Source organism: Providencia sp. PROV_01, from assembly GCF_053098325.1.
The window spans coordinates 2,991,424-3,014,512 of sequence record NZ_JBRFKD010000002.1; the positions used below are offsets into that span (position 1 = coordinate 2,991,424).

Below are 23,089 nucleotides of genomic sequence, written 5' to 3' on the forward strand. Positions count from 1 at the left end.
GGTTTAGTCCCTCAAGGAGGCTTGGAATCGCTGTTTTAACGCAGCAATACACAGATCAACGGTAGCAGTGATCTCTTCTTCTTCCATGGTACGTTGGGTATCTTGGAAGACAAGACTGATAGCAAGGCTCTTGTAGCCATCTGCTATTCCTTCACCACAGTACACATCAAATAAGTTTATGCCAACTATATGATTTATGCCAACTTTTTTACACTCTGCTAAAACTTCAGCAGCGGCCACATCTTCTGGCACGACTACAGCGATGTCACGGCGGTTCGATGGATAGCGCGAAATCGCCTTAGCTTCAGGGATGACACGTTGTGCTATCGCATCACTACGAACCTCAAACACCACCGTACGACCATTTAAATCGAGTTTGCGTTCTAATTCTGGGTGGACCACACCAATAAAGCCAATGTGTTCATTTTCCAGATAAATCCCAGCACTTTGACCTGGATGCAATGCAGGGTGTGCCTCAGATTTAAATGTAATTTGATTTAGTTTCCCAGTCAATTCAAAAACAGCTTCAAGATCACCTTTTAAGTCAAAGAAGTCAACAACTTGTTTATCTAATGACCAATGTTCTTCAAATCTATTGCCTGTGATGACCCCTGCAAGCATTGGTTCCTGACGGATTCCATATTCTGCTTGATTATCAGGAATAAAGCGCAGACCTGTCTCAAATAAACGAATTCTATTTTGTTGACGATTCTGATTATAGACAACCGTTCCTAATAAACCAGTCAACAGCGATAAACGCATCGCTGACATATCGACAGAAATCGGGTTAGGTAAAATCAATGCGTCTTGTTGTGGGTGCAGTAAAGCTTGAACTTTAGGATCAACAAAACTATATGTAATTGCTTCTTGATAACCACGGTCAACTAACATCGCTTTAATACGTTTTAAAGGTAAGTTAGCTTCTTTATGATTAGTCATGACCAGGTCGGCACGCAGTGGCACATCAGGAATACTGTTATAGCCATATACACGCGCGACTTCTTCCACTAAATCTTCTTCGATTTGCATATCGAAGCGCCAACTTGGAGCAACAACATCCCATGTGTTAGCCGAAACCGTGACTTTACATCCTAAACGCGTCAAAATATCAGTGACTAACTCATCTTCAATAAAGTGGCCGATCAAACGGTCTAATTTATTGCGCGTCAGCTTAATATTGGCTGCTTTCGGTAAATGCTGTTCACTGGTGACATCAATGATTTCACCCACTTCACCACCGCAAATATCCACAATCAGTGAGGTTGCACGTTCAATCGCTTTAAACTGCAATTGTGGGTCAACACCGCGTTCAAAACGGTGTGAAGCATCGGTATGTAAACCGTAGTTACGTGCGCGGCCTGTAATCGATAATGGGTCAAAAAACGCACACTCTAATAAAATATTTTTGGTTTCGTTATTAACGCCTGAGTGCTCACCACCAAAAATACCCGCGATCCCGAGTGCTTTAGACTCATCAGCGATTACTAAGGTGTCTGATTTCAATGTTGCTTCGCTACCGTCAAGAAGAACCAGTTTCTCACCATCTTTAGCCATACGAGCAACAATAGCACCGTCTAAACGGTCTAGATCGTAGGCGTGTTGAGGTTGGCCCAATTCCAATAAAACGTAGTTGGTAATATCCACAACAGCGTCAATAGAACGGACTCCACCACGACGTAGCTTTTCTTTCATCCACATTGGTGTCGGTGCTGAAACATCAATATCTTTGATCACTCGCCCTAAAAAACGTGGGCACGCATTTGGCGCTTCGACTCGAATTGGGAATGTATCTTTTGTTGTCGCAGATACAGCATTAATAACTGGTTCATTTAACGCTAATTTATTAATAACTGCGACATCACGTGCAACCCCAAGAATACTTAAGCAATCTGCACGGTTAGGTGTAATGCTGATTTCAATCGCATTATCATCAAGTTTTAGATATTCACGAATATCGGTACCGATAGTAGCATCCTGCGGCAATTCAATAATTCCGCTATGATCATCGGAAATACCCAGCTCAGAATAAGAACACAGCATACCTTCAGAAGGCTCGCCACGTAATTTTGCTGCTTTAATTTTAAAATCACCGGGCAATACCGCACCCACGGTAGCAACAGCAACTTTCAAACCTTGACGGCAGTTTGGTGCACCACAGACGATATCTAATAAACGCTCACCACCCACGTTAACTTTTGTGACACGCAGTTTGTCTGCGTTTGGGTGTTGATCACACTCAACCACCTCACCAACAACAACGCCGTGAAATTGGCCAGCAACCGCATCTACACCGTCAACTTCCAAACCTGCCATCGTGATTTGTTCTGATAATGCTTCACTACTGATCGCCGGGTTTACCCATTCGCGTAACCATAGTTCACTGAATTTCATGAGATAGACCCGCCTTATTTAAACTGTTTGAGGAAACGAAGATCATTTTCGAAGAATGCACGCAGGTCAGAAACACCGTAACGCAGCATTGTTAAGCGCTCCATTCCCATACCAAATGCAAAACCTGAATAGACTTCTGGGTCAATACCTACATTGCGTAATACATTTGGATGCACCATTCCGCAACCTAATACTTCTAACCACTTACCATTTTTACCCATAACGTCAACTTCTGCTGAAGGTTCTGTGAATGGGAAATAAGATGGGCGGAAACGTACTTGGACTTCTTCTTCAAAGAAGTTATTCAAAAAATCATGTAATGTGCCTTTTAGATTGGTAAAGCTGATATCTTTATCAACAATCAGGCCTTCTGTTTGATGGAACATAGGTGTATGCGTTTGGTCGTAGTCATTACGATATACACGACCTGGGGCAATGATACGAATTGGTGGTTGTTGGCCATTCATTGTACGGATTTGCACACCCGATGTTTGCGTACGCAGTAAGCGTTTTGCATCGAACCAAAAAGTATCGTGGTCCGCACGCGCGGGGTGGTGAGCAGGTATATTTAGCGCATCAAAATTATGGTAGTCATCTTCGATTTCTGGACCTGTTTCTACAGAGAAACCCAATTCGCCAAAAAACTCTTCAATTCGCTGAATTGTACGGGTGACTGGGTGTAACCCACCATTTTCCATACGACGCCCTGGTAATGACACATCAATTTTTTCTGACACTAGACGTGCATTAAGAATTTCAGCTTGCATCGCGTCCTTACGGGCGTTCAGTGCATCTTGAACCTGTACTTTAGCTTCATTTATCACAGCCCCTGCTGCTGGACGTTCCTCAGCAGACAGATCACGCAACGTTTTCATCTGTAGTGTGAAATGGCCGCTCTTGCCTAAATATTCAACACGCACTGACTCCAACGTAGCAACATCTTGGGCCTGTTCAATGGCTGCTTTTGCCTGTGCAACCAACTCAGCGAGATGTGGCATTGTTTCCCCTTTATGACCGCTTGGTCTTTTTGCTAGTTATTCACTATATATTTTAAGCTTCACATTCTATTTGGTAATGAATGAATACTTAACTGATTTTACTGCACTTAATTTAAAACTAGAAACAAAAAAGCCTCCCTAAGGAGGCTTTAGCGTAACTTTTCATTTCTTCTTTCTATTTACGCGCAAAAGCCCCCGAAATTCAGGTGCTAAAGTAAAAAAAGAAACGAAAAATCACAAAATGCATAGAATAAATTCCTAATAACTATCTGAGTCTAAAGTATTAACACAAATAGCTATAAATGAAAAGAGGAAGTTACCCTCCTCTTTTCAAGCAAACAATTAAGCTAAAGCGCCTTTCGCTTTTTCAACTAAAGCAGTGAATGCTGCTTTATCGAAAACTGCGATGTCTGCTAAAATCTTACGGTCGATTTCAATTGAAGCTTTTTTCAAGCCATTAATGAAACGGCTGTAAGACAGACCATTCTGACGAGCCGCAGCGTTGATACGTGCGATCCACAGTTGACGGAACTGACGTTTACGTTGACGGCGGTCACGGTAAGCGTATTGACCAGCTTTGATTACCGCTTGAAATGCTACGCGGTAAACACGTGAACGTGCACCATAGTAACCTTTCGCCTGCTTCAGAATTTTTTTGTGACGTGCACGTGCGATTACACCACGTTTTGCGCGAGCCATAGCTATCTCCTATCGTCTTTTATCTTAATTAACTAAATTGTTTACTTATGCGTAAGGCAGGCAAGCTACTACCAGACCCAGATCGCCCTTAGATACCATTCCTTTCGGACGTAAATGGCGTTTACGCTTAGTTGACTTTTTAGTCAGGATATGACGAAGGTTTGCATGCTTACGCTTAAAGCCACCGCCTGCAGTTTTTTTAAAGCGCTTTGCTGCGCCACGTACAGTTTTAATCTTTGGCATTTCTTTTATTTCCAACTTCGCATTGTGATTAACTACGAATTAACTAGGCGAATAACATCTATATTGCTATAAATGAATATTACTTGCAGGCCTAATTATTTCTTCTTCGGTGCTAGCACCATGATCATCTGACGCCCTTCAATTCTTGAAGGGAAAGACTCTACGGATGCCAGCTCTTCCAGATCAGCTTTGATGCGATTAAGCATTTCCAGACCAATCTGCTGGTGAGCCATTTCACGACCACGGAAACGTAGTGTAACTTTAGCTTTATCACCATCTTCCAGAAAGCGAGTCAGGTTGCGTAGTTTGACCTGATAATCACCTTCATCTGTACCAGGGCGGAATTTAATTTCCTTCACCTGAACAACTTTTTGTTTCTTTTTTTGCTCTTTTTGAGATTTGCTCTTCTCATAAAGGAATTTGCCGTAATCCATAATACGACAAACTGGCGGTTCAGCATTTGGGCTAATTTCAACTAGGTCTACACCTGCTTCTTCAGCTTTTTCAAGCGCTTCGCGTGCGCTCATGATGCCTAACTGTTCACCGTCTAAACCCGTTAAACGGACCTCTGGAACACGAATTTCATCATTAATACGATTTGGACGTGTTGTTGGGATTCTTTTTCCGCCTTTAATACTTCATTCCTCCAATTGGATAAAGAGATTTGCTTCTCTCAAGCAAATACACTCGTCACTCAATAGTTAATACCTGACGTGTGTACGATATTCTGTGTTTGTCTTCATGCGCTATGCACTGACAAAGTGATTCGACCGCGGATTTTAATGCTTATTGCCGGATTACTCAAGTAAATCTTGCAATAAATCACACTGAACTGTTTGAAAACTTGGCTATTGAGGCCAAATATTGCTTTGACATAATTATCTTTATTCATTAATGAAGCAAATAACAAGACATAAAATACACCCGTATCTTAGCTACTATGAGATTACTTTCATCATTAATAAAAAGAAAACTCGGATAAAACAGAGAAGCAGCGCCCAAAATGAGCGCTGCTAGACTCTAGCAATTACTTCGCTATAACCATACTGGCTTAATTATTTTTTCTTTGGTGCCAATACCATGATCATCTGGCGTCCTTCAATCCTTGATGGGAATGATTCAACAGATGCCAGTTCATCCAGATCGGTTTTGATGCGGTTAAGCACTTCCAAGCCAATCTGTTGGTGAGCCATTTCGCGACCACGAAAACGCAGTGTCACTTTAGCTTTGTCACCATCTTCCAAAAAGCGAATTAGACTACGTAATTTAACTTGGTAGTCACCTTCGTCTGTTCCTGGACGGAATTTAATTTCCTTCACTTGAACAACTTTTTGTTTTTTCTTTTGTTCTTTCTGAGATTTGCTTTTCTCATAAAGATATTTACCGTAATCCATGATACGACAAACCGGTGGTTCAGCATTTGGGCTGATCTCGACTAAGTCAACACCAGCTTCTTCTGCTTTAAAGAGGGCTTCACGCACACTCATAACACCAAGTTGCTCACCGTCTAAACCAGTGACACGGATTTCTGTTGCGCGAATTTCATCGTTAATACGATTTGGACGCGCTGTTGGGAGTTTTTTTCCGCCTTTAATACCTTATTCCTCCATCTGATTGAGTTGACGACTGCGGATCTCTTCAAGCAGTTTTGTCATGAATTCGTTGACATCAAGGCTGCCTAAGTCTTTACCACGACGGGTACGAACAGCGACTTTACCTGATTCAACTTCTTTATCACCACATACTAACATGTAAGGGACGCGACGCAGTGTGTGCTCACGGATCTTAAAGCCGATTTTCTCGTTACGTAAGTCCGCTTTCGCACGAATGCCAACACTTTGCAGCTTGCTTACTAATTCTTGAACATAGTCTGCTTGGCTATCAGTAATGTTCATTACAACCACTTGTTGTGGTGCTAACCATGTTGGGAAAAAGCCTGCATACTCTTCTGTTAAGATACCAATGAAGCGTTCTAGTGAACCTAACACTGCACGGTGGATCATAACAGGAACGATACGTTCGTTGTTTTCACCTACATAGGAAGCTGTCAAACGACCCGGTAAGAAGAAGTCTAACTGGACAGTACCACATTGCCATGCACGGTCAAGGCAGTCATACAGTGTAAACTCAATTTTCGGGCCATAAAATGCGCCTTCACCTGGTTGGTATTCAAACTCAATACCTTTTGATTTCAGGGCGTTGGCTAAGTCTTCTTCCGCTCTGTCCCACATCTCGTCAGTACCGATACGTTTTTCAGGACGGGTTGATAGTTTTACAACAATTTTTTCGAAACCAAAAGTTGCGTAAACATCATAAATCATTTCAATACAGCTAGTGACTTCACTTAAGATTTGCTCTTCAGTACAGAAGATATGTGCGTCATCCTGAGTAAAGCCACGCACACGCATTAAGCCGTGCAATGCACCTGATGGCTCATTACGGTGACAGCTGCCAAATTCTGCCATACGCAATGGTAAGTCACGGTATGATTTCAAACCTTGGTTAAAAATTTGTACGTGACCTGGGCAGTTCATTGGTTTTACACAATATTCACGGTTTTCAGATGACGTCGTGAACATAGCGTCTTTATAATTATCCCAGTGACCTGTTTTTTCCCATAATACGCGGTCCATCATAAATGGCCCTTTCACTTCTTGATAATTATAAGCTTTCAGTTTAGTGCGTACGAAGGTTTCCAGTTCACGGAAAATTGTCCAACCGTCATTATGCCAGAATGCCATTCCCGGCGCTTCTTCTTGCATATGGTATAAATCTAACTGTTTACCAATTTTACGGTGGTCACGTTTAGCTGCTTCTTCTAAACGTAATAAATAGGCTGCCAATTGTTTTTTATCAGCCCATGCGGTGCCGTAAATACGTTGCAGCATTTTGTTATCGCTGTTACCACGCCAGTATGCACCAGCCACTTTTTGTAGTTTAAAATGGTGGCAAAAACGCATATTCGGTACGTGTGGACCGCGACACATATCAACATATTCTTCGTGATGATATAAACCAGGGCGGTCATCTTGACTAATATTTTGATCTAATATTTCAACTTTATAGTCTTCGCCTCGAGCCACAAATGTTTCACGAGCTTCGCTCCAAGAAACACGTTTTTTCACCACATCATAATCTGTTTTGGCAAGCTCAAGCATGCGCTTTTCAAGCTTTTCCAAGTCTTCCTGGGTCAGCATGTGGTCTAAATCAACATCATAGTAAAAACCATTGTCGATAGTCGGCCCAATCGCCATTTTAGTGTTTGGCCATAATTGTTTGATTGCATGGCCTAACAGGTGAGCACAAGAGTGACGAATAATTTCGAGTCCGTCTTCATCTTTGCTCGTAATAATGGATACATTTGCATCATGTTCAATTATTTCACATGCATCAACGCGTTCGCCATTAATTCGACCCGCGATACAGGCTTTAGCTAAACCCGCTCCGATGTCTCGAGCAACATCCATCACAGAAACGGGATGGTCAAACTGACGCTGACTTCCATCAGGAAGAGTAATAACAGGCATTAAAAAATCCTTATCAGCAGTGGTGACCCACACGAAAGATCACTTGCTTGATTATTCCAAAGTTATAAATCAATACGTTACTAACGATTTCTCACTTCACTATGCAAGATATGTACACAAATATGGGAAACTTAAAACGCCCTATTTCGTTACATCGTGAGCAACTCAACTGCTAATGATAACACAGACCTATTTTATGGTGATAGCGTAATACCGTGAATTGTTCTTCTTCATATGAAAAATCAACACCTTCCCGATTAAATGATGAATAAGTTATCCAATGCAGGAAATAGTTTTTCTTTTTGCTTGAAAAACACACGATACCAACGGGATCCACTAGGTGCGATTAACTCTTCACTGATTATCTTATTTTGTTGAAGAATGATAACCGATTGAATTGATTGCCATAATGAATAAACGATGTAGGACGTGGCAATTAACCCGAATAATAGTACAAAAATGTTATCTAATTTCTCTATTTGCCAAAATAAATAGACACAAAAGATAATTTGAATTAGCGCCCGAATAATAAAGGCAATACTAAAGAATGACTTCGCATGCTGTATCGTTGCAAAACAGGGATTGGACAGAGTTTGTCTTCTTTCTTGGACTGGAATACCATTCACATATACCATCCAATCAGAAACATCGCTATTTTTTAAGATTATTCCTTTTTCTTTCATTCCATGAATTTTAAATGAGACTACGACAGCCCAAACAATCCCAACGGTAAATAAATAAAGCATAAAACCACTTACCGAAAAAAAGCAAAAAATACGCTAATCACTATAAAACACGCGAGCTTACCCGAATATATCCAAAATGGCGCAACCTGATAGTTCATTATTATCCTTAATATATTTTGTATAAATTTTGTAGTATACAAAACAGATTAAATGATAAAGCGTCTCATTTCTACTAATCTATAACCAACGTCTCGTTTGCTTACTGTAATCTTCCCACTCATTTTTAAATGATGCAGATAAAAAACGCTCTTCCTGTGGGATCGTATATAAATCAGTAATCAGCCAAAATACTAGCCCTGCAACCAAAAAGTAAGAAGAGTGCGAGAAAAAAGCTAAAGCCAAGCTCATTGATGTAAAAGCTAAATACATCGGATTACGTGAAAATCGATAAGGCCCATTAGTGACTAAATGCGTTGCCTTAACCGTAGGGTTTGGTGATGTTTTATGTTTATAAAAGTAGTAAAGACTCGTCGCGACCCAACTCACACTCTCCAGCGCAACTAATATACCTAAAATTCCCATCCAACCAGAAAATGTCCAGTCTAAAAGACCTTGCCTGAAAAGAAAATAAACCGCAATGCCATTAGCCACTAACCAATTCAATAATGGCAATTTAAATATATTCATTACATTACCCTTAAGCCAACATGATGTTATTAGCATAACATATATGAATATATAAATTTGAGCGGAAGAATAGATAGAGGGGTAATATTAACTGCAAAAAGATTAGTTACTGGAACCTAATGAAAACACACTTTTTAAACCTTCTAATTTACTGTATTCCTGCTGGCAAACTAAATTTCGGACATCACTTGGCATAGAATCAATTCTGGTTTGAATATTAGCCAGTTGTTCATCTAAGCTATTCATTCCTTTTACATCAACGATATCCTGATTCACTTTAAGATAGTTAGCAAAACTTTGCAGGTTATCCTCTAAGCTATTACAAATATCATTACTGGCTAAACTCTGCGGTAAAATAGCACTGAGTGAAGTTGGTAAGACTTGAGATATATTCGGATAAATACTTTGCTTCCACTGCTGAGGAAAAACGATTAGTACCATGGCGGCTGCCAAAACTAATAGCATAGACGCTCCGGCTAATGTCGCTATAAGTTTTTTCATTCTTTTTCCTATTACTCAAAATTAACTGAAAATAGGATATACAACTCTGCGTAAAGCTATTTTTAAAACTAAAAATCCTTTGTAAAGAAATCCATAACTCTTTTTAATAAAATTTCATTTCTTCATACGGTTTTTCTTGGCAGCTCTTTAAGCGTTGTAATAAACCGCCTACATGTAATTCTAATTTGTGGCCATCCGGATCAAGAAAATAAAAAGAATCTCCTTCACTTTTATTTTCTTTCCAGACAATGACATTCGCTTGCATTAGCCTATCAACAACGATAAGAAAGTCTTTCGCATCAACGTTAAAGGCATAGTGTGTATAATCCGTTTTTTCTGGGGACAAAAATTGGCGAGTTGTATCTAATGATAAACATAACCATAAATCGCCACAGGAAATATAGGCGCCCTTTTTCCAACTCGCATGTAACTTCATACCAAGTAGTGATTGATAAAAACTAATACTTTTATCTAAGTCAGTTACCGCTAAAGTTAAATGGTTGATTCCGTTTAACATATTTTTTTACTCTTGGGTTGTCTGTTACATTGAATTCTTTTAATGAATTTACATAAATTATCAGTAAATAACATTGCAGCAGATATACTACATTCCATATCAACTTAATGACAACCTGTTACGAAATGCCCTTAACCTTTTTATCCCCCTATAAAAAGGTTTTTTTTTGCCTATAAAAATTGAATACTTTTACCACAACAACTCATCCAATTGTTATTTAACAAAAAAAACAAGTTACTCACAGTTCAAGGCCACGGTTATCCACAGTTAATGTGAACAACTCCAATTATCTACAAATTAATAATACTGACTTTTACTCATCAGTACTGTCGCAGTACTCCTACCACAAAACACCTTACTAGATATAAATGCTAACCTACAGATCTATAAGAAATTTTGCTATCATTTGGGATAAGGTGTTTTATTCACATTAATCAGGAGCTTGAATCTAACTTCCATGACAAACTTTTTTGAGCTATTTCAAGCCGTTGGTATTGGCCTGGTACTGTTACTTCCTCTTGCCAACCCTTTAACTGCAATTGCGGTCATGCTAAGCATCTCTGCTAATATGACAAAAGAACAGCGTGATCATCAATCGCTGTTGGCCTCTATTTATGTATTTGCAATCATGACAATCGCTTTTTATGCAGGCCAATTAGTCATGAACACATTTGGAATATCAATCCCAGGGCTGCGAATTGCCGGAGGATTAATTGTGGCATTTATTGGCTTTGGCATGCTATTCCCTAGTAGTGATGTAGGAGAAGACCAGACCACCAATGCGCTTGATGACCCAAATGTCCCCAAAAAACGCCAAGAATCACCGAGTATTGCCTTTGTTCCCCTTGCAATGCCAAGTACTGCGGGCCCGGGAACTATTGCGATGATCATCAGCTCCACTGCATCATTACAAGGTAATGTGAGTTTTGCTCCATGGGTCTTAAAAGTTGCCCCCGTGATTACTTTTTTTATTGCAAGTCTTATCGTTTGGATTGGTTTAAGAGGCGCAACTTCTATCATGAGGTGGCTTGGAAACAGTGGTATTGATGCTATCGCGCGGGTGATGGGGTTCTTATTAATCTGTATGGGAGTGCAGTTTGTTATCAACGGCATTGTTGAAATTGTCGCGCAACTCCCACACTTAATGAGAGAATATCAATAAGACATCGCTAGTGCATTGTAAGCATTTTTGACTTTCCACAAATAGCGTGGAGCTTGCGGTGCAGGGTGCTTTGTTTGTACATGCTGATAAAACTCTTCCGGTGATAAGCGATTAATCATCGCTATCGCCCGACCTTTATCATTATCAAACGTTCTTAATAACGCTCCAGCCCCATTCACATAAGCAACAACCGTTGCATAATATAATGTCTGAGGATGGCTTATTCCCGCAAGGTGCTGTTCCCTTAAAATACGAATATAAGCTGTACCAATATCGATATTTTTTTGTGGATCTTTTAGGTCACGAGAACTCGGCTCCCCCGATTTCCCTTGGTAACGATAGGCGTCACGTCCTGCTGTCGAAGCTTTAATCTGCATCAAACCTATTGCATTGGATTTACTGACAACTTCAGGTCTAAAGTTAGATTCGACCTCAATAATCGCTCTAATTAAAGTTTCATCAACACTGTAACGAGCCGCAGAGTCACGAATAAATTCATCAAAAGGCGTTCTTGGAAATACCGTATTTTGTGCTGTTATTGGCCCGGTAGGCTCTAACATTCGCTGTTTTGTTATAGGCCTATCTGGTTCGCTTGAACAACCTGCAAGTAGCAGTAACACAAAAGTACCGCCAATTATTTTTTTCACTGTCGAATCCTCTGCGATGAAAGCCGATGGCAGAATAACTAATCCTAAGAAAAATAAAATAATTTTTACTTAACTTTTACTTCAGGACGTGTTTTAGTCATACAAATAACCATGGGACTTAGAAGCCTATAATGACAAATAATGCTATTCCACACTTTTTATATTTATTTTTCTCAATTGATATTGATAATCATTATCAATTGAGATATAAAATATAATTGTTATAAACCTTAACAACTGTATGTTAATAAACGCTAAACCAATAATGTCAGGGTCAACTTTTATGAAGAAGAACGTATCTCGGTTATCTGCACCTTTACTAACTAGTATGTTTGCTTTGATAGCAATCATCTTTTTTAGTCAGCCTGCTTTTGCTAAAAAGTTTAAAGTCGTAACCACTTTTACTATTATTCAAGATATCGCTCAAAATGTAGCTGGAGACGCGGCAATTGTCGAGTCTATAACAAAGCCTGGAGCAGAAATTCACGGTTATCAACCGACACCTAAAGATATCATGAAAGCCTATGACGCAGATTTAATCTTATGGAATGGGATGAATTTGGAAGTGTGGTTCCAACGTTTCTTTGAAAACTTTAAAAATGTCCCTGCTGTCGTGGTCACTGAAGGTATTGAGCCAATGCCAATCCGTGAAGGTGAGTATAAAGACAACCCGAACCCACATGCATGGATGTCTCCTGCTAATGCTAAGATTTATATTGAAAATATTCGTCAAGCTCTGGTCAAATATGACCCTGAAAATGCTGAAACATATAATGCCAATGCAAAAAAATATGCGCAACAAATTGCTGAGCTTGACGCCCCTTTGCGTGAACGCTTAAATCGCATTCCTGAAAATGAACGTTGGTTAGTCTCAAGTGAAGGCGCATTTAGCTATTTAACTAATGATTACGGCTTTAAAGAAGTCTACTTATGGCCAATCAATGCGGAAGAGCAAGGCTCTCCTCAACAAGTAAAAAAGGTAATTGATACTGTCCGTAAATACAACATCCCTGTAGTATTCAGTGAAAGTACAATTTCTGACAAACCGGCTCGCCAAGTCAGTAAAGAAACAGGGGCAAAATACGGTGGCGTATTATATGTAGACTCACTTTCAACTGCTGATGGCCCAGTACCAACATATATTGACCTTTTAAATACGACTGTAGACACGATAGCGAAAGGATTTTCACAGTAATATGAATCACTCAAGTCAATTCGAACACCCGAATCTTATCGTCGATGATGCGACTGTGACATATAATAATGGTCACACCGCTATCTATGACGCAAGCTTTACTATCTCTGGTGGCTCTATTTGTGCCTTAGTTGGCGTAAATGGTAGTGGTAAGTCAACGCTATTTAAAACTATTATGGGGCTTGTCACCCCATCTTCTGGCAGTGTGACATTAAATGATCAACCGATAAAAACCGCGCTTAAAGAAAACGTGATTGCGTACGTCCCACAGACAGAAGAAGTAGATTGGAATTTTCCCGTTCTCGTTTCTGATGTCGTGATGATGGGTCGTTATGGCAAAATGGGTTTTTTTCGCATCCCTAAACAAGCAGATAAAGACGCTGTCAAAATGGCATTAGAGCGAGTTGACCTTGCAGGGCTTGAGCATCGACAAATAGGCGAGCTCTCAGGAGGCCAGAAAAAACGAGTTTTTTTAGCGCGGGCGCTCGCACAAGAAGGTAAAGTTTTACTCCTCGATGAACCCTTCACTGGGGTTGATGTTAAAACCGAAAATGCCATTATTGACCTGCTACGTAGTTTGCGTGACGAAGGCCATCTCATTCTCGTTTCAACTCATAACTTGGGCAGTGTGCCTGAGTTCTGCGACCATGTTATCTTAATCAATCGCACTGTTTTAGCGAGCGGGCCTACTGAAACGACATTTACGCAACGAAACCTGCAACAAGCTTTCGGTGGTGTATTGCGTCATATTAACCTGTCTGGTCAAGAGCTTCATGACGATGATGACCCGCGCTCTGTCACCGTCATTACCGATGATGAAAGAGCGGCTGTATTCTATGGTCATGACCATGATGCACCCGTTCGAAAAAACCAAGCTAAGGGTTCCGAATGATTGAGATGTTATTACAGCCCTTTGAATATGATTTTATGATAAAAGCCATTTGGGTCAGCGCCATTGTTGGTGCTGTCTGTGCATTCTTATCGGCGTATTTGATGTTGAAAGGCTGGTCATTGATGGGAGATGCCCTCTCCCACTCCGTTGTTCCTGGGGTGGCGGGTGCTTATGCTTTAGGTTTACCCTATGCGGCAGGCGCCTTTTTTACCGGGATCCTTGCGGCACTTGCCATGACATTAATAAAGCATCTAACTCGTTTACGTGAAGATGCTGTTATTGGCTTTATCTTTTCTACTTTTTTCGCGGCAGGTTTGTTGATTGTTTCATTGAATCCAACATCTGTTAATGTACAAAGTATTATTTTTGGTAATATTTTAGGTATTGCGGATTCTGACGTATTACAAGTAGAAATTATTATCGGCGTTTCATTTATTATCCTGTTGTGCTTATGGAAAGATTTATTAGCCGTTTTTTTCGATGAAAGCCATGCACGCTCAATAGGTTTGAATCCTCTACGCCTAAAAATTATTTTCTTCACATTATTAAGTGCGTGTACTGTTGCTGCTTTACAAACAGTTGGCGCAATCCTTGTGATTGCGATGGTCGTCACACCAGGTGCAACTGCCTATTTATTAACCGACCAATTTAAACGCTTACTCATTATTTCAGTCACGATTGGTACCGTAACCAGTGCTGTTGGTGCTTATATCAGTTATTTCCTTAATGGTGCTACAGGTGGGTTAATAGTCACCTTACAAACCATTATTTTCCTACTGGCATTTTTCTTTGCACCTAAGCACGGTATTTTTGCCTCAAAACGTAAAGCCAAACAGGAAGTCGCCCGGCTGCACCAATCACACCAACAAGGAGCATCTCATGAGTGATTTCATTGACTTACTGATGGCTCCGTTTGCATTTCCCTTTATGCAAAAAGCATTGATTACAGCCATTGTCAGCGGAACGGTATGCGCTATCCTCTCTTGCTTTTTAGTATTGAAAGGTTGGTCATTGATGGGCGATGCAATTTCCCATGCCGTTTTACCGGGGATCATTATTGCTTCTTTACTCGGTATCCCATTAGCGATAGGGGCATTTGCATCTGGCTTGTTTTGTGCTGTGGCTACAGGTTATTTAAAGGAAAATAGCCGTATAAAAGAAGATACGGTGATGGGTATCGTCTTCTCAGGCATGTTTGCTATCGGCTTGGTTATGTTTGCTAAAATAGATACCGAACAGCACCTTACGCATATTCTATTTGGTGATATTTTAGGGATAACCGATAGCGAGTTTAAACAAATATTACTATTTGCAGGGGTAACCATTGCAATTATCCTACTGAAACGTAAGGATTTCATGTTGTATTGCTTTGATCCTAACCAAGCACGAGTCATTGGCTTGCCTGTGAAGTTAATCCATTATGGCTTGCTATCGCTACTCGCTCTCACCATTGTTGCTTCATTGCAAGCAGTTGGTATTATTTTGGTGATTGCAATGCTAATTTCCCCAGGCATCATTGCTTTTGTGTTATGCCGTAGTTTTGGGAAAATGCTCATCGTCGCTATCATTGCTTCGGTAACATCGAGCGTTATTGGGACTATCCTGAGTTTTCACATCAACGCAACAACCGGACCAACTATCGTTGTTACACAGGCTGTGTATTTTGTGATTGCATTACTGTATAGCAAAATCGTATTAGCCCGCAAAAAAGGGCAAGCTAACCCACAAAGTATGCATACAGCCTGATAATTGAATGCTCTAAAAGTAAAAAGCTGAACTCACAAATTCGTAAGTTCAGCTTTTTATTAAAACAATCAATACTTACTACCAGCCTAATGTTTTAACGCATTTTCGTCGTACAACGTTAATCCCGCCCCTACTTATCCCTCATAAACTTTCATTGCTAGGCTTCTCGCTGATAATGTGAGTTCTGTAGCTACTTATTTCCAATTATTTGAACATTCTCATTTGGTTCGTCACACGTTAAATTTGAGTCACTCTCTGATTATAGTTATCAACCTGATAATTAATTAACTATTTCGTGATAGCGGCTTCTTTTTAAGCAATTATCATTGTTAATTCCTAAACTGCCGCTATAGTATTATATTAATGAAGACCAAAGCAGAGCGAGGTGAGTCATGTGGCAAGCAATGTGTCGTTTATTAAGTGAACACTTAGGTGAGGCGGAGCTACGTAACAAAGTCATTCTCTCTGGTGGTGATATTCACCATACGTTAAGAATTGACTATGGCGAACACACCGTGTTCATTAAACAAAATCGGCGTGAGTTTTTGCCTTTATTTAAACAAGAGGCTGAACAACTTGAAATGCTCGCTAAAAGCCAAACTATAACCGTTCCTAAAGTTTACGGTGTTGGCAGTAATAAGCACCATAGTTTTCTTCTGCTCGAATATTTCCCTCTAAAACCTTTCGATAACACCAATGCATGGCATTTTGGTCAACAACTAGCACGTCTACATCAATGGGAAGAGCAGCCTAGTTACGGGTTTGATTTTGATACAATGCTAAGCACAATTGTACAGCCTAATGGCTGGGAAAAGCGTTGGAATTCATTTTTTGCAGAAAAGCGTATTGGCTTACAATTACAACTCGCCTCCGAAAAAGGAATGGTATTTAGCGATATTCAGCAAATTGTCGATATTGTTAAGGACAAACTTGCAGGACATCAACCACAACCTTCTTTATTACATGGTGATTTATGGCCAGCAAACTGTGCTATCACTCAAAATATTGAAGGAGTACTGTATGACCCCGCCTGTTATTGGGGCGATAGAGAATGTGATATTGCGATGTTACCGTTATATCAAGAACTTCCGATCCAAATTATCGATGGCTACCAAAGTGTTTGGCCATTGCCAAATGGATTTTTAGATAGGCAACCAATCTATCAGTTATATTATTTACTCAATCAAGCCCATATCTTTGGTAATGAACAAAGCTACCACCAAGCACAAACAATTATTGATAACCTACTCAACGAAAAATAAGCTCCTGTTTTTTAATATTAAGTACGACGAATAGTTAATTTTCTAAATAATTCGCGTTATGAGTAGGCGGCAAGTGCAGATATCTCTGGGAGCATACATAAGTATGTGACCCGAGTAGCTAAACGCAGCCAACACCCTCATAACGTGACGTATGACGAAAATTTAATTTTCTAAATAATTCGATCCGTGGCAAGGCGGCAATTGAGGATAGTTTGGGGAACATACACAAGTATGAGCCCCGACTAGCCAAAAGAAGCCAACACAGCTAGGGTTCGAAGTATGACGAAAATTACCAGTTAAGGAAGCGTAGAAGAAAATACAAGCCAACCCCCAATACAATTGGCCAAAAATAAAGAAGAAAAAATTGAGAGAAAATGGTGTGACGTGGAATAGTTACCTTAGCTTCTAGTTCTTCTTTTGAGATGTCTATGCCTTTTGCTTTTTCTATAATCACGTGGTCTTCTAAGCTTTCACGGATAAACTTAATTTGTCGGTACATGCGCAAACCTGATGCACTTAATGCAAGCCCAACAAAAATAAAAATAAAAATGATGATAAAGCCGATATTGCTGCCAGAAAACCCATTAGCAACTTGAGGTACTGGTGAGTTATTCCAAAAGAAATTTAGGAAAGGCGTAGTTTGACGGGCCATTTCCGCCATTAATTTAATAAAATCATTAGCGACTGCATTGATCCCTTCACCTGCAAGCCCCTTCATGCCAGCCAGTTTAATTAAAGACGCCAATGTCGAAATTAATGCTAACAGAAAAACAACCCAACCCAGAATACGTTTGCCGATTGCGACATAATTGGCATTATGGTAATTCATTACTGCTTTTCCTCAGCGTTATTATTTTTGATAAATTTTTACAATGATTTTTCAACGCTAATCATAGCTGAAAAAAGTCATCGTCTCCAAATTTCAATTCATAATTGATAATTATATTTAGACTTTCAGACTAATCAAAATAGTATGGTTATTAATTATCATTATATTTTTACTTCATGCTGTCCGATAATTCTTCAATATTGCCCTAATACTGACCTCAAGTAATACGCTTGAAGCCTGTTTACTGATATCATTGCTCCTTCGTTAATAGATACGACATGAATGGAGTTTTGACATGTACCATAATCTTCCCATCCAATCGGTCATTTTTGATATGGATGGTTTACTGATCGACTCGGAACCTTTTTGGGCACAGGCTGAACTTGAGATTTTTTCACAATTGGGTGTCGACGTTTCAATTGCTGATACCCTGCCTGATACCTTAGGTTTACGTATTGACCATGTGGTGGAGCTTTGGTACCACGCTTCCCCTTGGCAAGGATGCAGCCAAGAAGAAGCCACACAACGCATCATTGACCGTGTTGTTGGCTTAGTTGAAGAAACTCGCCCTATTCTACCCGGTGTGCAACATGCCATGGAACTTTGCCGTTCAATGGATTTAAAAATTGCCCTGGCTTCTGCTTCTCCTTTATACATGTTGGAAAAAGTTTTAAATCTTCTGGATATTCGTGATTATTTCTCTGCGGTTATTTCTGCGGCTGATTTGCCCTTGAGTAAACCTCATCCTGAAGTTTATCTTAAAGCAGCAGCTGAGTTATCAACTAAACCGGTCAATTGCGCATCATTAGAAGATTCATTTAACGGTATGATTTCTGCAAAAGCGGCCAGAATGCGTTCAATTGTGGTACCTGACAGCAAGCATTTTAATGATCCGCGCTTTGGTTTAGCCGATATCAAACTAGCCTCACTGAATGACTTAAAGGCTGAACATTTACGTTAAGAATACTTTGTGTGTCTAAGAAGTGTTCTCCCCTATCTAACTTAGGTAGGGGAATTGTGTTAATTTATAAAATCCTTTCCTTATCTGCTAATAAATAAGAGTTTTTTTACCTTTCTAGTACTATCATATTCTTTTCAAACACTTTATACTGCCAATCAACTGTATAGATAAACAGATGGTATTTTATCCACCATGACAGCTGAAGGGCATCTGCTTTTTTCCGTCGCCTCTTTAATAATGGCTCATAAACTTCAAATCACCCCAGAGATTGCTCATGGTGATTGGCTGCACATGGTTCCAGGAGCCTTATTAGGCGCATTATTGCCCGATATTGACCACCCCTCCTCAATTCCTGGTCGATTACTGCGGATTTTCTCATTACCCATTTCCAAGCTTTGCGGGCACCGTGGGTTTACTCATAGCCTAGTTGCATGGTTTCTATTGATGATTTCTTGTTATCAATGGGTACCTACAGAATGGGCAATCCCAAATGATATTATCCAAGCCTTTTTATTGGGTTATATCAGCCATCTAGTCGCCGATATGCTCACGCCTTCGGGGGTACCGTTACTATGGCCACTCCCCCAACGTTTTTGTTTTCCCATGATCCGCGGTAAAAATAGCCAACGTGGAGAACGCTTTGTTGCCATTATTTTGACCGTTTGTGCCTGCTTATTACCCGCAGGTTACCAATTCGATTTTTATAATCACGTTGATGTGATTATAAAATACATTCATAATCAAATAGATACATACTTCCCTACATAATTTATAGTTTTGTCATATAATGTAAGTATGAATAATACTATCTTATTACTTTTTGGTATAAGAAATGTGTTTTATCAGCTGATAACATATAACCAGTTGTTTGAAGTAACTAAATCCTTATAACAAATAAGGATTAAAGGGCAAGTAACACACCTTATAAAAATATGATTTGGAGTTCGGAATGAATATTCCTCTAATTATTAATGTGCTCGGCTTTGTAGCACTACTAATACTGTTGGCAAAACTAGGGGCTAAAGGCTGGAGCCTATCTAAAAAAGTTTTAGTCGGTCTGGTTTTCGGTGTTGCCTATGGGGTAATACTGCACCTCGTGTACGGTAGTGGCCACCAAACGGTAAAAGACTCCATTCTGTGGTTTAATATTGTCGGAAATGGGTATGTGCAGCTATTACAAATGGTGATTATGCCATTGGTATTTGCTTCAATTCTAAGTGCGGTGGCAAGATTACATAAAGCCTCTTCACTGGGTAAAATTAGCTTTTTAACAATTGGCACTTTGTTATTTACCACTGCTATTGCTGCGTTAGTTGGTATTTTAATTGCCAATGTATTCGGCCTGACCGCAGAAGGTTTAGTTCAAGGTCAATCTGAAACTGCTCGCTTATCTGCAATAGAAAGCAATTATATTGGGAAAGTTTCTGACTTAACCGTACCTCAATTAATTTTATCATTTATTCCAAAAAATCCATTTGCGGATTTAACTGGAGCAAATCCAACATCGATTATTAGTGTCGTTATTTTTGCTGCCTTCCTCGGCGTTGCCGCACTACAATTGTTTAAAGATGATAAAGAGCGTGGTGAAAAAGCCTTAGCTGCAATTGATGTTATGCAAGCTTGGGCAATGAAATTAGTTCGCTTAGTAATGCGTTTAACGCCGTATGGTGTGATGGCGCTGATGATTAAAGTTGTAGCAAGTTCAAACTTACATGACATCATCAACTTAGGAACCTTTGTTATTGCCTCTTATGTTGCATTAGGCATTATGTTTGTCATACACGGTATTTTAGTTGCGACAACAGGCTTAAACCCGATTAAATTCTTTAAAAAAGCTGGGCCAGTGTTAACCTTTGCATTCACGAGTCGTTCAAGTGCAGCAAGTATTCCACTGAATATTGAAACACAAACACGTCGTTTCGGTATCCCTGAGTCCATTGCTAGTTTCTCAGCATCTTTTGGTGCAACGATTGGGCAAAATGGTTGTGCAGGTATCTACCCTGCAATGTTAGCGGTAATGGTAGCACCGACAATGGGAATCAACCCATTCGATCCACTGTGGATTGCGACATTAGTCGGTATTGTTACTATCAGTTCAGCAGGGGTTGCTGGTGTTGGTGGCGGTGCAACTTTTGCAGCGTTAATTGTACTACCCGCAATGGGCTTACCTGTCACATTAGTTGCTCTGTTAATCTCAGTTGAGCCATTAATTGATATGGGCCGTACTGCGTTGAATGTCAGTGGTTCAATGACAGCAGGTACTGTCACTAGCCAATTGATGGGTGAAACCGATAAAGCGATATTCAACCAAAATGATGACGCAGATTTAAAACACGTTTAATTTGTCATCATAGTTCAAACAAAAACCTGCCTTCTGGCAGGTTTTTTTATGGTTATCACAAATACGTCAATTTTATTAATCTTGGTGAACATTAAAAAAACCAGTTTTTTGTGCTAAATAATATTGCAATAAACTGGAATTACGTAAGATAATAAAGCCTGAGCAACGTTTTCTTGAGCTTCCTGCTTGTGTTGCGTCAACCCATTTCCTATGGGTATTTTATCAACATCATTTATGGTTTTTTAATATGACTAATAATGTCCATATCCTAAAAACTGCGTCTTCTGAAAACCCTTGTGTAAGCTGCGGTGCATGTTGTGCCTATTTTCGTGTCTCTTTTTATTGGGCTGAGGCAGAAAGTGGCGGTGGTGTTGTACCACAACATTTAACTGAGCAAATTACCCCATTTATGAGTTGTATGCATGGCACCAATCAAAAACAAAATACCCGCTGTACTGCTTTAGAGGGCACTATTGGTGAGTGTGTGTCTTGTTCGATTTATGCACAAAGACCCACACCGTGTCGTGAGTTCGAACAATCTTGGCAGGACGGTGTTTACAACGAAGCCTGCGATAGAGCGCGTGCTGCTCACGGTTTACCCCCCTTAGAGCCTCATCAACCACAAATAGCTTGCTAGCCGTCAATGACCCAGATTTTTCTGGGTTATCTCTTTTTTGCATCAGGTCTGAAAAATGCGTCCTTGCACTGGTGTTAACCGCTCAGCTATATACATTACATAATTTCGTTCATTACCTGCATCGCTAACTCAAAAGAGTGCAAACGAGCTTGATGATCAAAAATTTGGCCATTAACCATAATTTCATCCGCTTGAGTTTGCCTCAATATCGTTTCCAACCCATGGCGTACCTTGGTTTTATCCCCTACCAGTGACATCCCTAATGCTTGTTGAACACCAAATTCCTCGGCAGGTGACCAAATGTTTTCCATGCTCTCGACTGGTGCAGGAAGTTGAGAGGGTTGGCCACGACGTAGCATGACAAAGGCTTGCTGCATCGATGTAAATAAAAATTCCGCTTCACGTTGAGTCTCTGCGGCAATGATATTGATGCAAACCATTGCATACGGCTTAGGTAGTCTCTGCGATGGCTGGAAATTAGCACGATAAACATCCAACGCTTGTAATAGCAAATCAGGTGCAAAATGAGAGGCAAAAGCAAAAGGGAGCCCCATCTGCGCAGCTAACCTTGCACTGTATAAACTCGACCCTAGCAACCAAACTGGAATTTTTTCGCCAAACCCCGGTACTGGACGCACTGCTGGATCTGGGTTTATGGCATCAAACCAATTAATAATTTGCGCTACATCTTGCGGGAAATTATCGATATCCGTGTTCATATGGCGACGTAAAGCTTGCATCGTCCGTTGATCACTTCCTGGTGCACGCCCTATGCCTAAATCGATACGTTCAGGGTAAAGTGTATTTAGCGTGCCAAATTGCTCTGCAATCACCAACGGTGAATGATTCGGTAACATGACACCACCAGAACCTAAACGTAAAGTGCGCGTATTAGCAGCAAGATAGCCGATTAATACCGAGGTGGCCGCACTTGCAATCCCTGTCATATTATGGTGTTCCGCAAGCCAATAACGATGATAACCGAGTTTTTCGGCTAGTTGGGCAATATCAAGAGAATGAGCAAAGGCCTCTTTCGCTGTCGAACCCTGAATGATTGGTGCAAGGTCGAGCAACGAAAGGGAAATTTTTTTATCTGACATACACACTCACTTTGTTAGAGTTTTGTTGAACCTAACTTACCATCCTAGACTATCCCCTTTGATGTCTC

At 40.2% G+C, this 23,089-nt stretch carries 25 protein-coding genes and 1 other annotated feature; of the genes, 10 read left to right on the forward strand and 15 right to left on the reverse strand.

The features are described from left to right. Nucleotides 1-3 precede the first annotated feature (3 nt). From pheT to fos, 12 genes are all read right to left on the reverse strand, one after another. Nucleotides 4-2,391 carry a phenylalanine--tRNA ligase subunit beta gene (gene pheT, locus ACU696_RS14520; RefSeq protein WP_164528920.1) on the reverse strand — a complete coding sequence of 796 codons (2,388 nt, stop codon included), beginning with the start codon at nucleotides 2,389-2,391 and terminating at the stop codon, nucleotides 4-6. A 14-nt stretch (nucleotides 2,392-2,405) separates the two neighbouring features. Further along, nucleotides 2,406-3,389: a phenylalanine--tRNA ligase subunit alpha gene (gene pheS / locus ACU696_RS14525; protein WP_109911246.1), complete on the reverse strand. Its 984-nt coding sequence runs from the start codon at nucleotides 3,387-3,389 to the stop codon at nucleotides 2,406-2,408. Nucleotides 3,390-3,512: 123 nt separating this feature from the next. After that, nucleotides 3,513-3,642, reverse strand: a sequence feature (Phe leader region). Next, nucleotides 3,592-3,636: a pheST operon leader peptide PheM gene (gene pheM / locus ACU696_RS14530; RefSeq protein ID WP_123382177.1), complete on the reverse strand. Its 45-nt coding sequence runs from the start codon at nucleotides 3,634-3,636 to the stop codon at nucleotides 3,592-3,594. It overlaps the preceding feature by 45 nt. 89 nt (nucleotides 3,643-3,731) lie before the next feature. Beyond that, complete coding sequence (gene rplT / locus ACU696_RS14535) at nucleotides 3,732-4,088, reverse strand: 50S ribosomal protein L20 (RefSeq protein WP_004263714.1); 357 nt, start codon at nucleotides 4,086-4,088, stop codon at nucleotides 3,732-3,734. Between the two features lie 45 nt (nucleotides 4,089-4,133). Next, a complete protein-coding gene (rpmI, locus tag ACU696_RS14540; RefSeq protein ID WP_004263702.1) occupies nucleotides 4,134-4,331 on the reverse strand; it encodes a 50S ribosomal protein L35 in 198 nt (65 codons plus the stop codon). A gap of 95 nt (nucleotides 4,332-4,426) precedes the next feature. Next, complete coding sequence (infC, locus tag ACU696_RS14545) at nucleotides 4,427-4,966, reverse strand: translation initiation factor IF-3 (protein WP_071524539.1); 540 nt, start codon at nucleotides 4,964-4,966, stop codon at nucleotides 4,427-4,429. A 420-nt stretch (nucleotides 4,967-5,386) separates the two neighbouring features. After that, nucleotides 5,387-5,926 (reverse strand): translation initiation factor IF-3, encoded by a 540-nt coding sequence (gene infC / locus ACU696_RS14550; protein ID WP_071524538.1) that lies wholly within the window; start codon nucleotides 5,924-5,926, stop codon nucleotides 5,387-5,389. Between the two features lie 3 nt (nucleotides 5,927-5,929). After that, a complete protein-coding gene (gene thrS, locus ACU696_RS14555; RefSeq protein WP_004910357.1) occupies nucleotides 5,930-7,858 on the reverse strand; it encodes a threonine--tRNA ligase in 1,929 nt (642 codons plus the stop codon). 257 nt (nucleotides 7,859-8,115) lie between these two features. Next, nucleotides 8,116-8,604 (reverse strand): hypothetical protein, encoded by a 489-nt coding sequence (locus ACU696_RS14560; RefSeq protein WP_004910356.1) that lies wholly within the window; start codon nucleotides 8,602-8,604, stop codon nucleotides 8,116-8,118. Between the two features lie 177 nt (nucleotides 8,605-8,781). Then, nucleotides 8,782-9,231, reverse strand: coding sequence for a methyltransferase family protein (locus ACU696_RS14565; RefSeq protein ID WP_004910353.1), 450 nt, complete (start codon nucleotides 9,229-9,231; stop codon nucleotides 8,782-8,784). 102 nt (nucleotides 9,232-9,333) lie between these two features. Beyond that, nucleotides 9,334-9,732 carry a hypothetical protein gene (locus ACU696_RS14570; RefSeq protein WP_004910352.1) on the reverse strand — a complete coding sequence of 133 codons (399 nt, stop codon included), beginning with the start codon at nucleotides 9,730-9,732 and terminating at the stop codon, nucleotides 9,334-9,336. Nucleotides 9,733-9,835: 103 nt separating this feature from the next. Continuing rightward, on the reverse strand, nucleotides 9,836-10,249 hold the full coding sequence (gene fos, locus ACU696_RS14575) for a fosfomycin resistance glutathione transferase (protein WP_109911244.1): 414 nt from the start codon (nucleotides 10,247-10,249) through the stop codon (nucleotides 9,836-9,838). A 457-nt stretch (nucleotides 10,250-10,706) separates the two neighbouring features. Here fos and ACU696_RS14580 point away from each other — a divergent pair, with 457 nt between their 5' ends. Beyond that, nucleotides 10,707-11,411 (forward strand): MarC family NAAT transporter, encoded by a 705-nt coding sequence (locus ACU696_RS14580; protein WP_004910345.1) that lies wholly within the window; start codon nucleotides 10,707-10,709, stop codon nucleotides 11,409-11,411. On the opposite strand, the gene ACU696_RS14585 is transcribed toward ACU696_RS14580, so the two are convergent. Beyond that, the gene (locus tag ACU696_RS14585) at nucleotides 11,405-12,058 is read right to left on the reverse strand and encodes a transglycosylase SLT domain-containing protein (protein WP_109911243.1); all 654 of its coding nucleotides are present in this window, start codon (nucleotides 12,056-12,058) and stop codon (nucleotides 11,405-11,407) included. The two genes, ACU696_RS14580 and ACU696_RS14585, sit on opposite strands and share 7 nt — an antisense overlap. Nucleotides 12,059-12,341: 283 nt before the next feature. Here ACU696_RS14585 and ACU696_RS14590 point away from each other — a divergent pair, with 283 nt between their 5' ends. From ACU696_RS14590 to ACU696_RS14610, 5 genes are all read left to right on the forward strand, one after another. After that, nucleotides 12,342-13,253, forward strand: a complete 912-nt coding sequence (locus tag ACU696_RS14590; RefSeq protein ID WP_004910339.1) for a metal ABC transporter substrate-binding protein — start codon at nucleotides 12,342-12,344, stop codon at nucleotides 13,251-13,253. A 1-nt stretch (nucleotide 13,254) separates the two neighbouring features. Further along, on the forward strand, nucleotides 13,255-14,145 hold the full coding sequence (locus ACU696_RS14595; protein WP_109911242.1) for a manganese/iron ABC transporter ATP-binding protein: 891 nt from the start codon (nucleotides 13,255-13,257) through the stop codon (nucleotides 14,143-14,145). Then, nucleotides 14,142-15,032: a metal ABC transporter permease gene (locus ACU696_RS14600; protein ID WP_109911241.1), complete on the forward strand. Its 891-nt coding sequence runs from the start codon at nucleotides 14,142-14,144 to the stop codon at nucleotides 15,030-15,032. Before ACU696_RS14595 ends, ACU696_RS14600 begins: the two co-directional genes overlap by 4 nt. Continuing rightward, nucleotides 15,025-15,891: a metal ABC transporter permease gene (locus ACU696_RS14605; RefSeq protein WP_042851806.1), complete on the forward strand. Its 867-nt coding sequence runs from the start codon at nucleotides 15,025-15,027 to the stop codon at nucleotides 15,889-15,891. Before ACU696_RS14600 ends, ACU696_RS14605 begins: the two co-directional genes overlap by 8 nt. Before the next feature lie 392 nt (nucleotides 15,892-16,283). Continuing rightward, nucleotides 16,284-17,153, forward strand: coding sequence for a fructosamine kinase family protein (locus tag ACU696_RS14610; RefSeq protein ID WP_004910334.1), 870 nt, complete (start codon nucleotides 16,284-16,286; stop codon nucleotides 17,151-17,153). A gap of 289 nt (nucleotides 17,154-17,442) precedes the next feature. Here the strand turns inward: ACU696_RS14610 and ACU696_RS14615 are convergent, their stop codons facing one another. Next, entirely contained in the window at nucleotides 17,443-17,982 is a 540-nt protein-coding gene (locus ACU696_RS14615; RefSeq protein ID WP_004910331.1) for a YniB family protein, read from the reverse strand. A gap of 295 nt (nucleotides 17,983-18,277) precedes the next feature. Between ACU696_RS14615 and hxpB the strand changes: the two genes are divergently transcribed. The 4 genes from hxpB to ACU696_RS14635 all read left to right on the forward strand — a co-directional run bounded on the left by hxpB (nucleotide 18,278) and on the right by ACU696_RS14635 (nucleotide 21,921). Further along, the gene (hxpB, locus tag ACU696_RS14620; protein WP_109911239.1) at nucleotides 18,278-18,943 is read left to right on the forward strand and encodes a hexitol phosphatase HxpB; all 666 of its coding nucleotides are present in this window, start codon (nucleotides 18,278-18,280) and stop codon (nucleotides 18,941-18,943) included. Between the two features lie 192 nt (nucleotides 18,944-19,135). After that, nucleotides 19,136-19,711, forward strand: coding sequence for a metal-dependent hydrolase (locus ACU696_RS14625; RefSeq protein WP_004910326.1), 576 nt, complete (start codon nucleotides 19,136-19,138; stop codon nucleotides 19,709-19,711). A gap of 181 nt (nucleotides 19,712-19,892) precedes the next feature. After that, entirely contained in the window at nucleotides 19,893-21,284 is a 1,392-nt protein-coding gene (locus ACU696_RS14630) for an L-cystine transporter (protein ID WP_004910323.1), read from the forward strand. A 247-nt stretch (nucleotides 21,285-21,531) separates the two neighbouring features. Continuing rightward, nucleotides 21,532-21,921 (forward strand): YkgJ family cysteine cluster protein, encoded by a 390-nt coding sequence (locus tag ACU696_RS14635; protein ID WP_004910319.1) that lies wholly within the window; start codon nucleotides 21,532-21,534, stop codon nucleotides 21,919-21,921. Nucleotides 21,922-22,016: 95 nt separating this feature from the next. Here the strand turns inward: ACU696_RS14635 and ACU696_RS14640 are convergent, their stop codons facing one another. Continuing rightward, the gene (locus tag ACU696_RS14640; protein ID WP_109911237.1) at nucleotides 22,017-23,021 is read right to left on the reverse strand and encodes a luciferase-like monooxygenase; all 1,005 of its coding nucleotides are present in this window, start codon (nucleotides 23,019-23,021) and stop codon (nucleotides 22,017-22,019) included. Nucleotides 23,022-23,089 lie beyond the last annotated feature (68 nt).

Bases quoted from the DNA above. Each gene is read 5' to 3' on its own strand.
- pheT (WP_164528920.1), bottom strand. From the start codon at position 2,391: ATGAAATTCAGTGAACTATGGTTACGCGAATGGGTAAACCCGGCGATC.
- pheS (WP_109911246.1), bottom strand. From the start codon at position 3,389: ATGCCACATCTCGCTGAGTTGGTTGCACAGGCAAAAGCAGCCATTGAA.
- rplT (WP_004263714.1), bottom strand. From the start codon at position 4,088: ATGGCTCGCGCAAAACGTGGTGTAATCGCACGTGCACGTCACAAAAAA.
- rpmI (WP_004263702.1), bottom strand. From the start codon at position 4,331: ATGCCAAAGATTAAAACTGTACGTGGCGCAGCAAAGCGCTTTAAAAAA.
- thrS (WP_004910357.1), bottom strand. From the start codon at position 7,858: ATGCCTGTTATTACTCTTCCTGATGGAAGTCAGCGTCAGTTTGACCAT.
- ACU696_RS14560 (WP_004910356.1), bottom strand. From the start codon at position 8,604: ATGCTTTATTTATTTACCGTTGGGATTGTTTGGGCTGTCGTAGTCTCA.
- ACU696_RS14565 (WP_004910353.1), bottom strand. From the start codon at position 9,231: ATGAATATATTTAAATTGCCATTATTGAATTGGTTAGTGGCTAATGGC.
- ACU696_RS14570 (WP_004910352.1), bottom strand. From the start codon at position 9,732: ATGAAAAAACTTATAGCGACATTAGCCGGAGCGTCTATGCTATTAGTT.
- fos (WP_109911244.1), bottom strand. From the start codon at position 10,249: ATGTTAAACGGAATCAACCATTTAACTTTAGCGGTAACTGACTTAGAT.
- ACU696_RS14580 (WP_004910345.1), top strand. From the start codon at position 10,707: ATGACAAACTTTTTTGAGCTATTTCAAGCCGTTGGTATTGGCCTGGTA.
- ACU696_RS14590 (WP_004910339.1), top strand. From the start codon at position 12,342: ATGAAGAAGAACGTATCTCGGTTATCTGCACCTTTACTAACTAGTATG.
- ACU696_RS14595 (WP_109911242.1), top strand. From the start codon at position 13,255: ATGAATCACTCAAGTCAATTCGAACACCCGAATCTTATCGTCGATGAT.
- ACU696_RS14600 (WP_109911241.1), top strand. From the start codon at position 14,142: ATGATTGAGATGTTATTACAGCCCTTTGAATATGATTTTATGATAAAA.
- ACU696_RS14605 (WP_042851806.1), top strand. From the start codon at position 15,025: ATGAGTGATTTCATTGACTTACTGATGGCTCCGTTTGCATTTCCCTTT.
- ACU696_RS14610 (WP_004910334.1), top strand. From the start codon at position 16,284: ATGTGGCAAGCAATGTGTCGTTTATTAAGTGAACACTTAGGTGAGGCG.
- ACU696_RS14615 (WP_004910331.1), bottom strand. From the start codon at position 17,982: ATGAATTACCATAATGCCAATTATGTCGCAATCGGCAAACGTATTCTG.
- hxpB (WP_109911239.1), top strand. From the start codon at position 18,278: ATGTACCATAATCTTCCCATCCAATCGGTCATTTTTGATATGGATGGT.
- ACU696_RS14625 (WP_004910326.1), top strand. From the start codon at position 19,136: ATGACAGCTGAAGGGCATCTGCTTTTTTCCGTCGCCTCTTTAATAATG.
- ACU696_RS14630 (WP_004910323.1), top strand. From the start codon at position 19,893: ATGAATATTCCTCTAATTATTAATGTGCTCGGCTTTGTAGCACTACTA.
- ACU696_RS14635 (WP_004910319.1), top strand. From the start codon at position 21,532: ATGACTAATAATGTCCATATCCTAAAAACTGCGTCTTCTGAAAACCCT.
- ACU696_RS14640 (WP_109911237.1), bottom strand. From the start codon at position 23,021: ATGTCAGATAAAAAAATTTCCCTTTCGTTGCTCGACCTTGCACCAATC.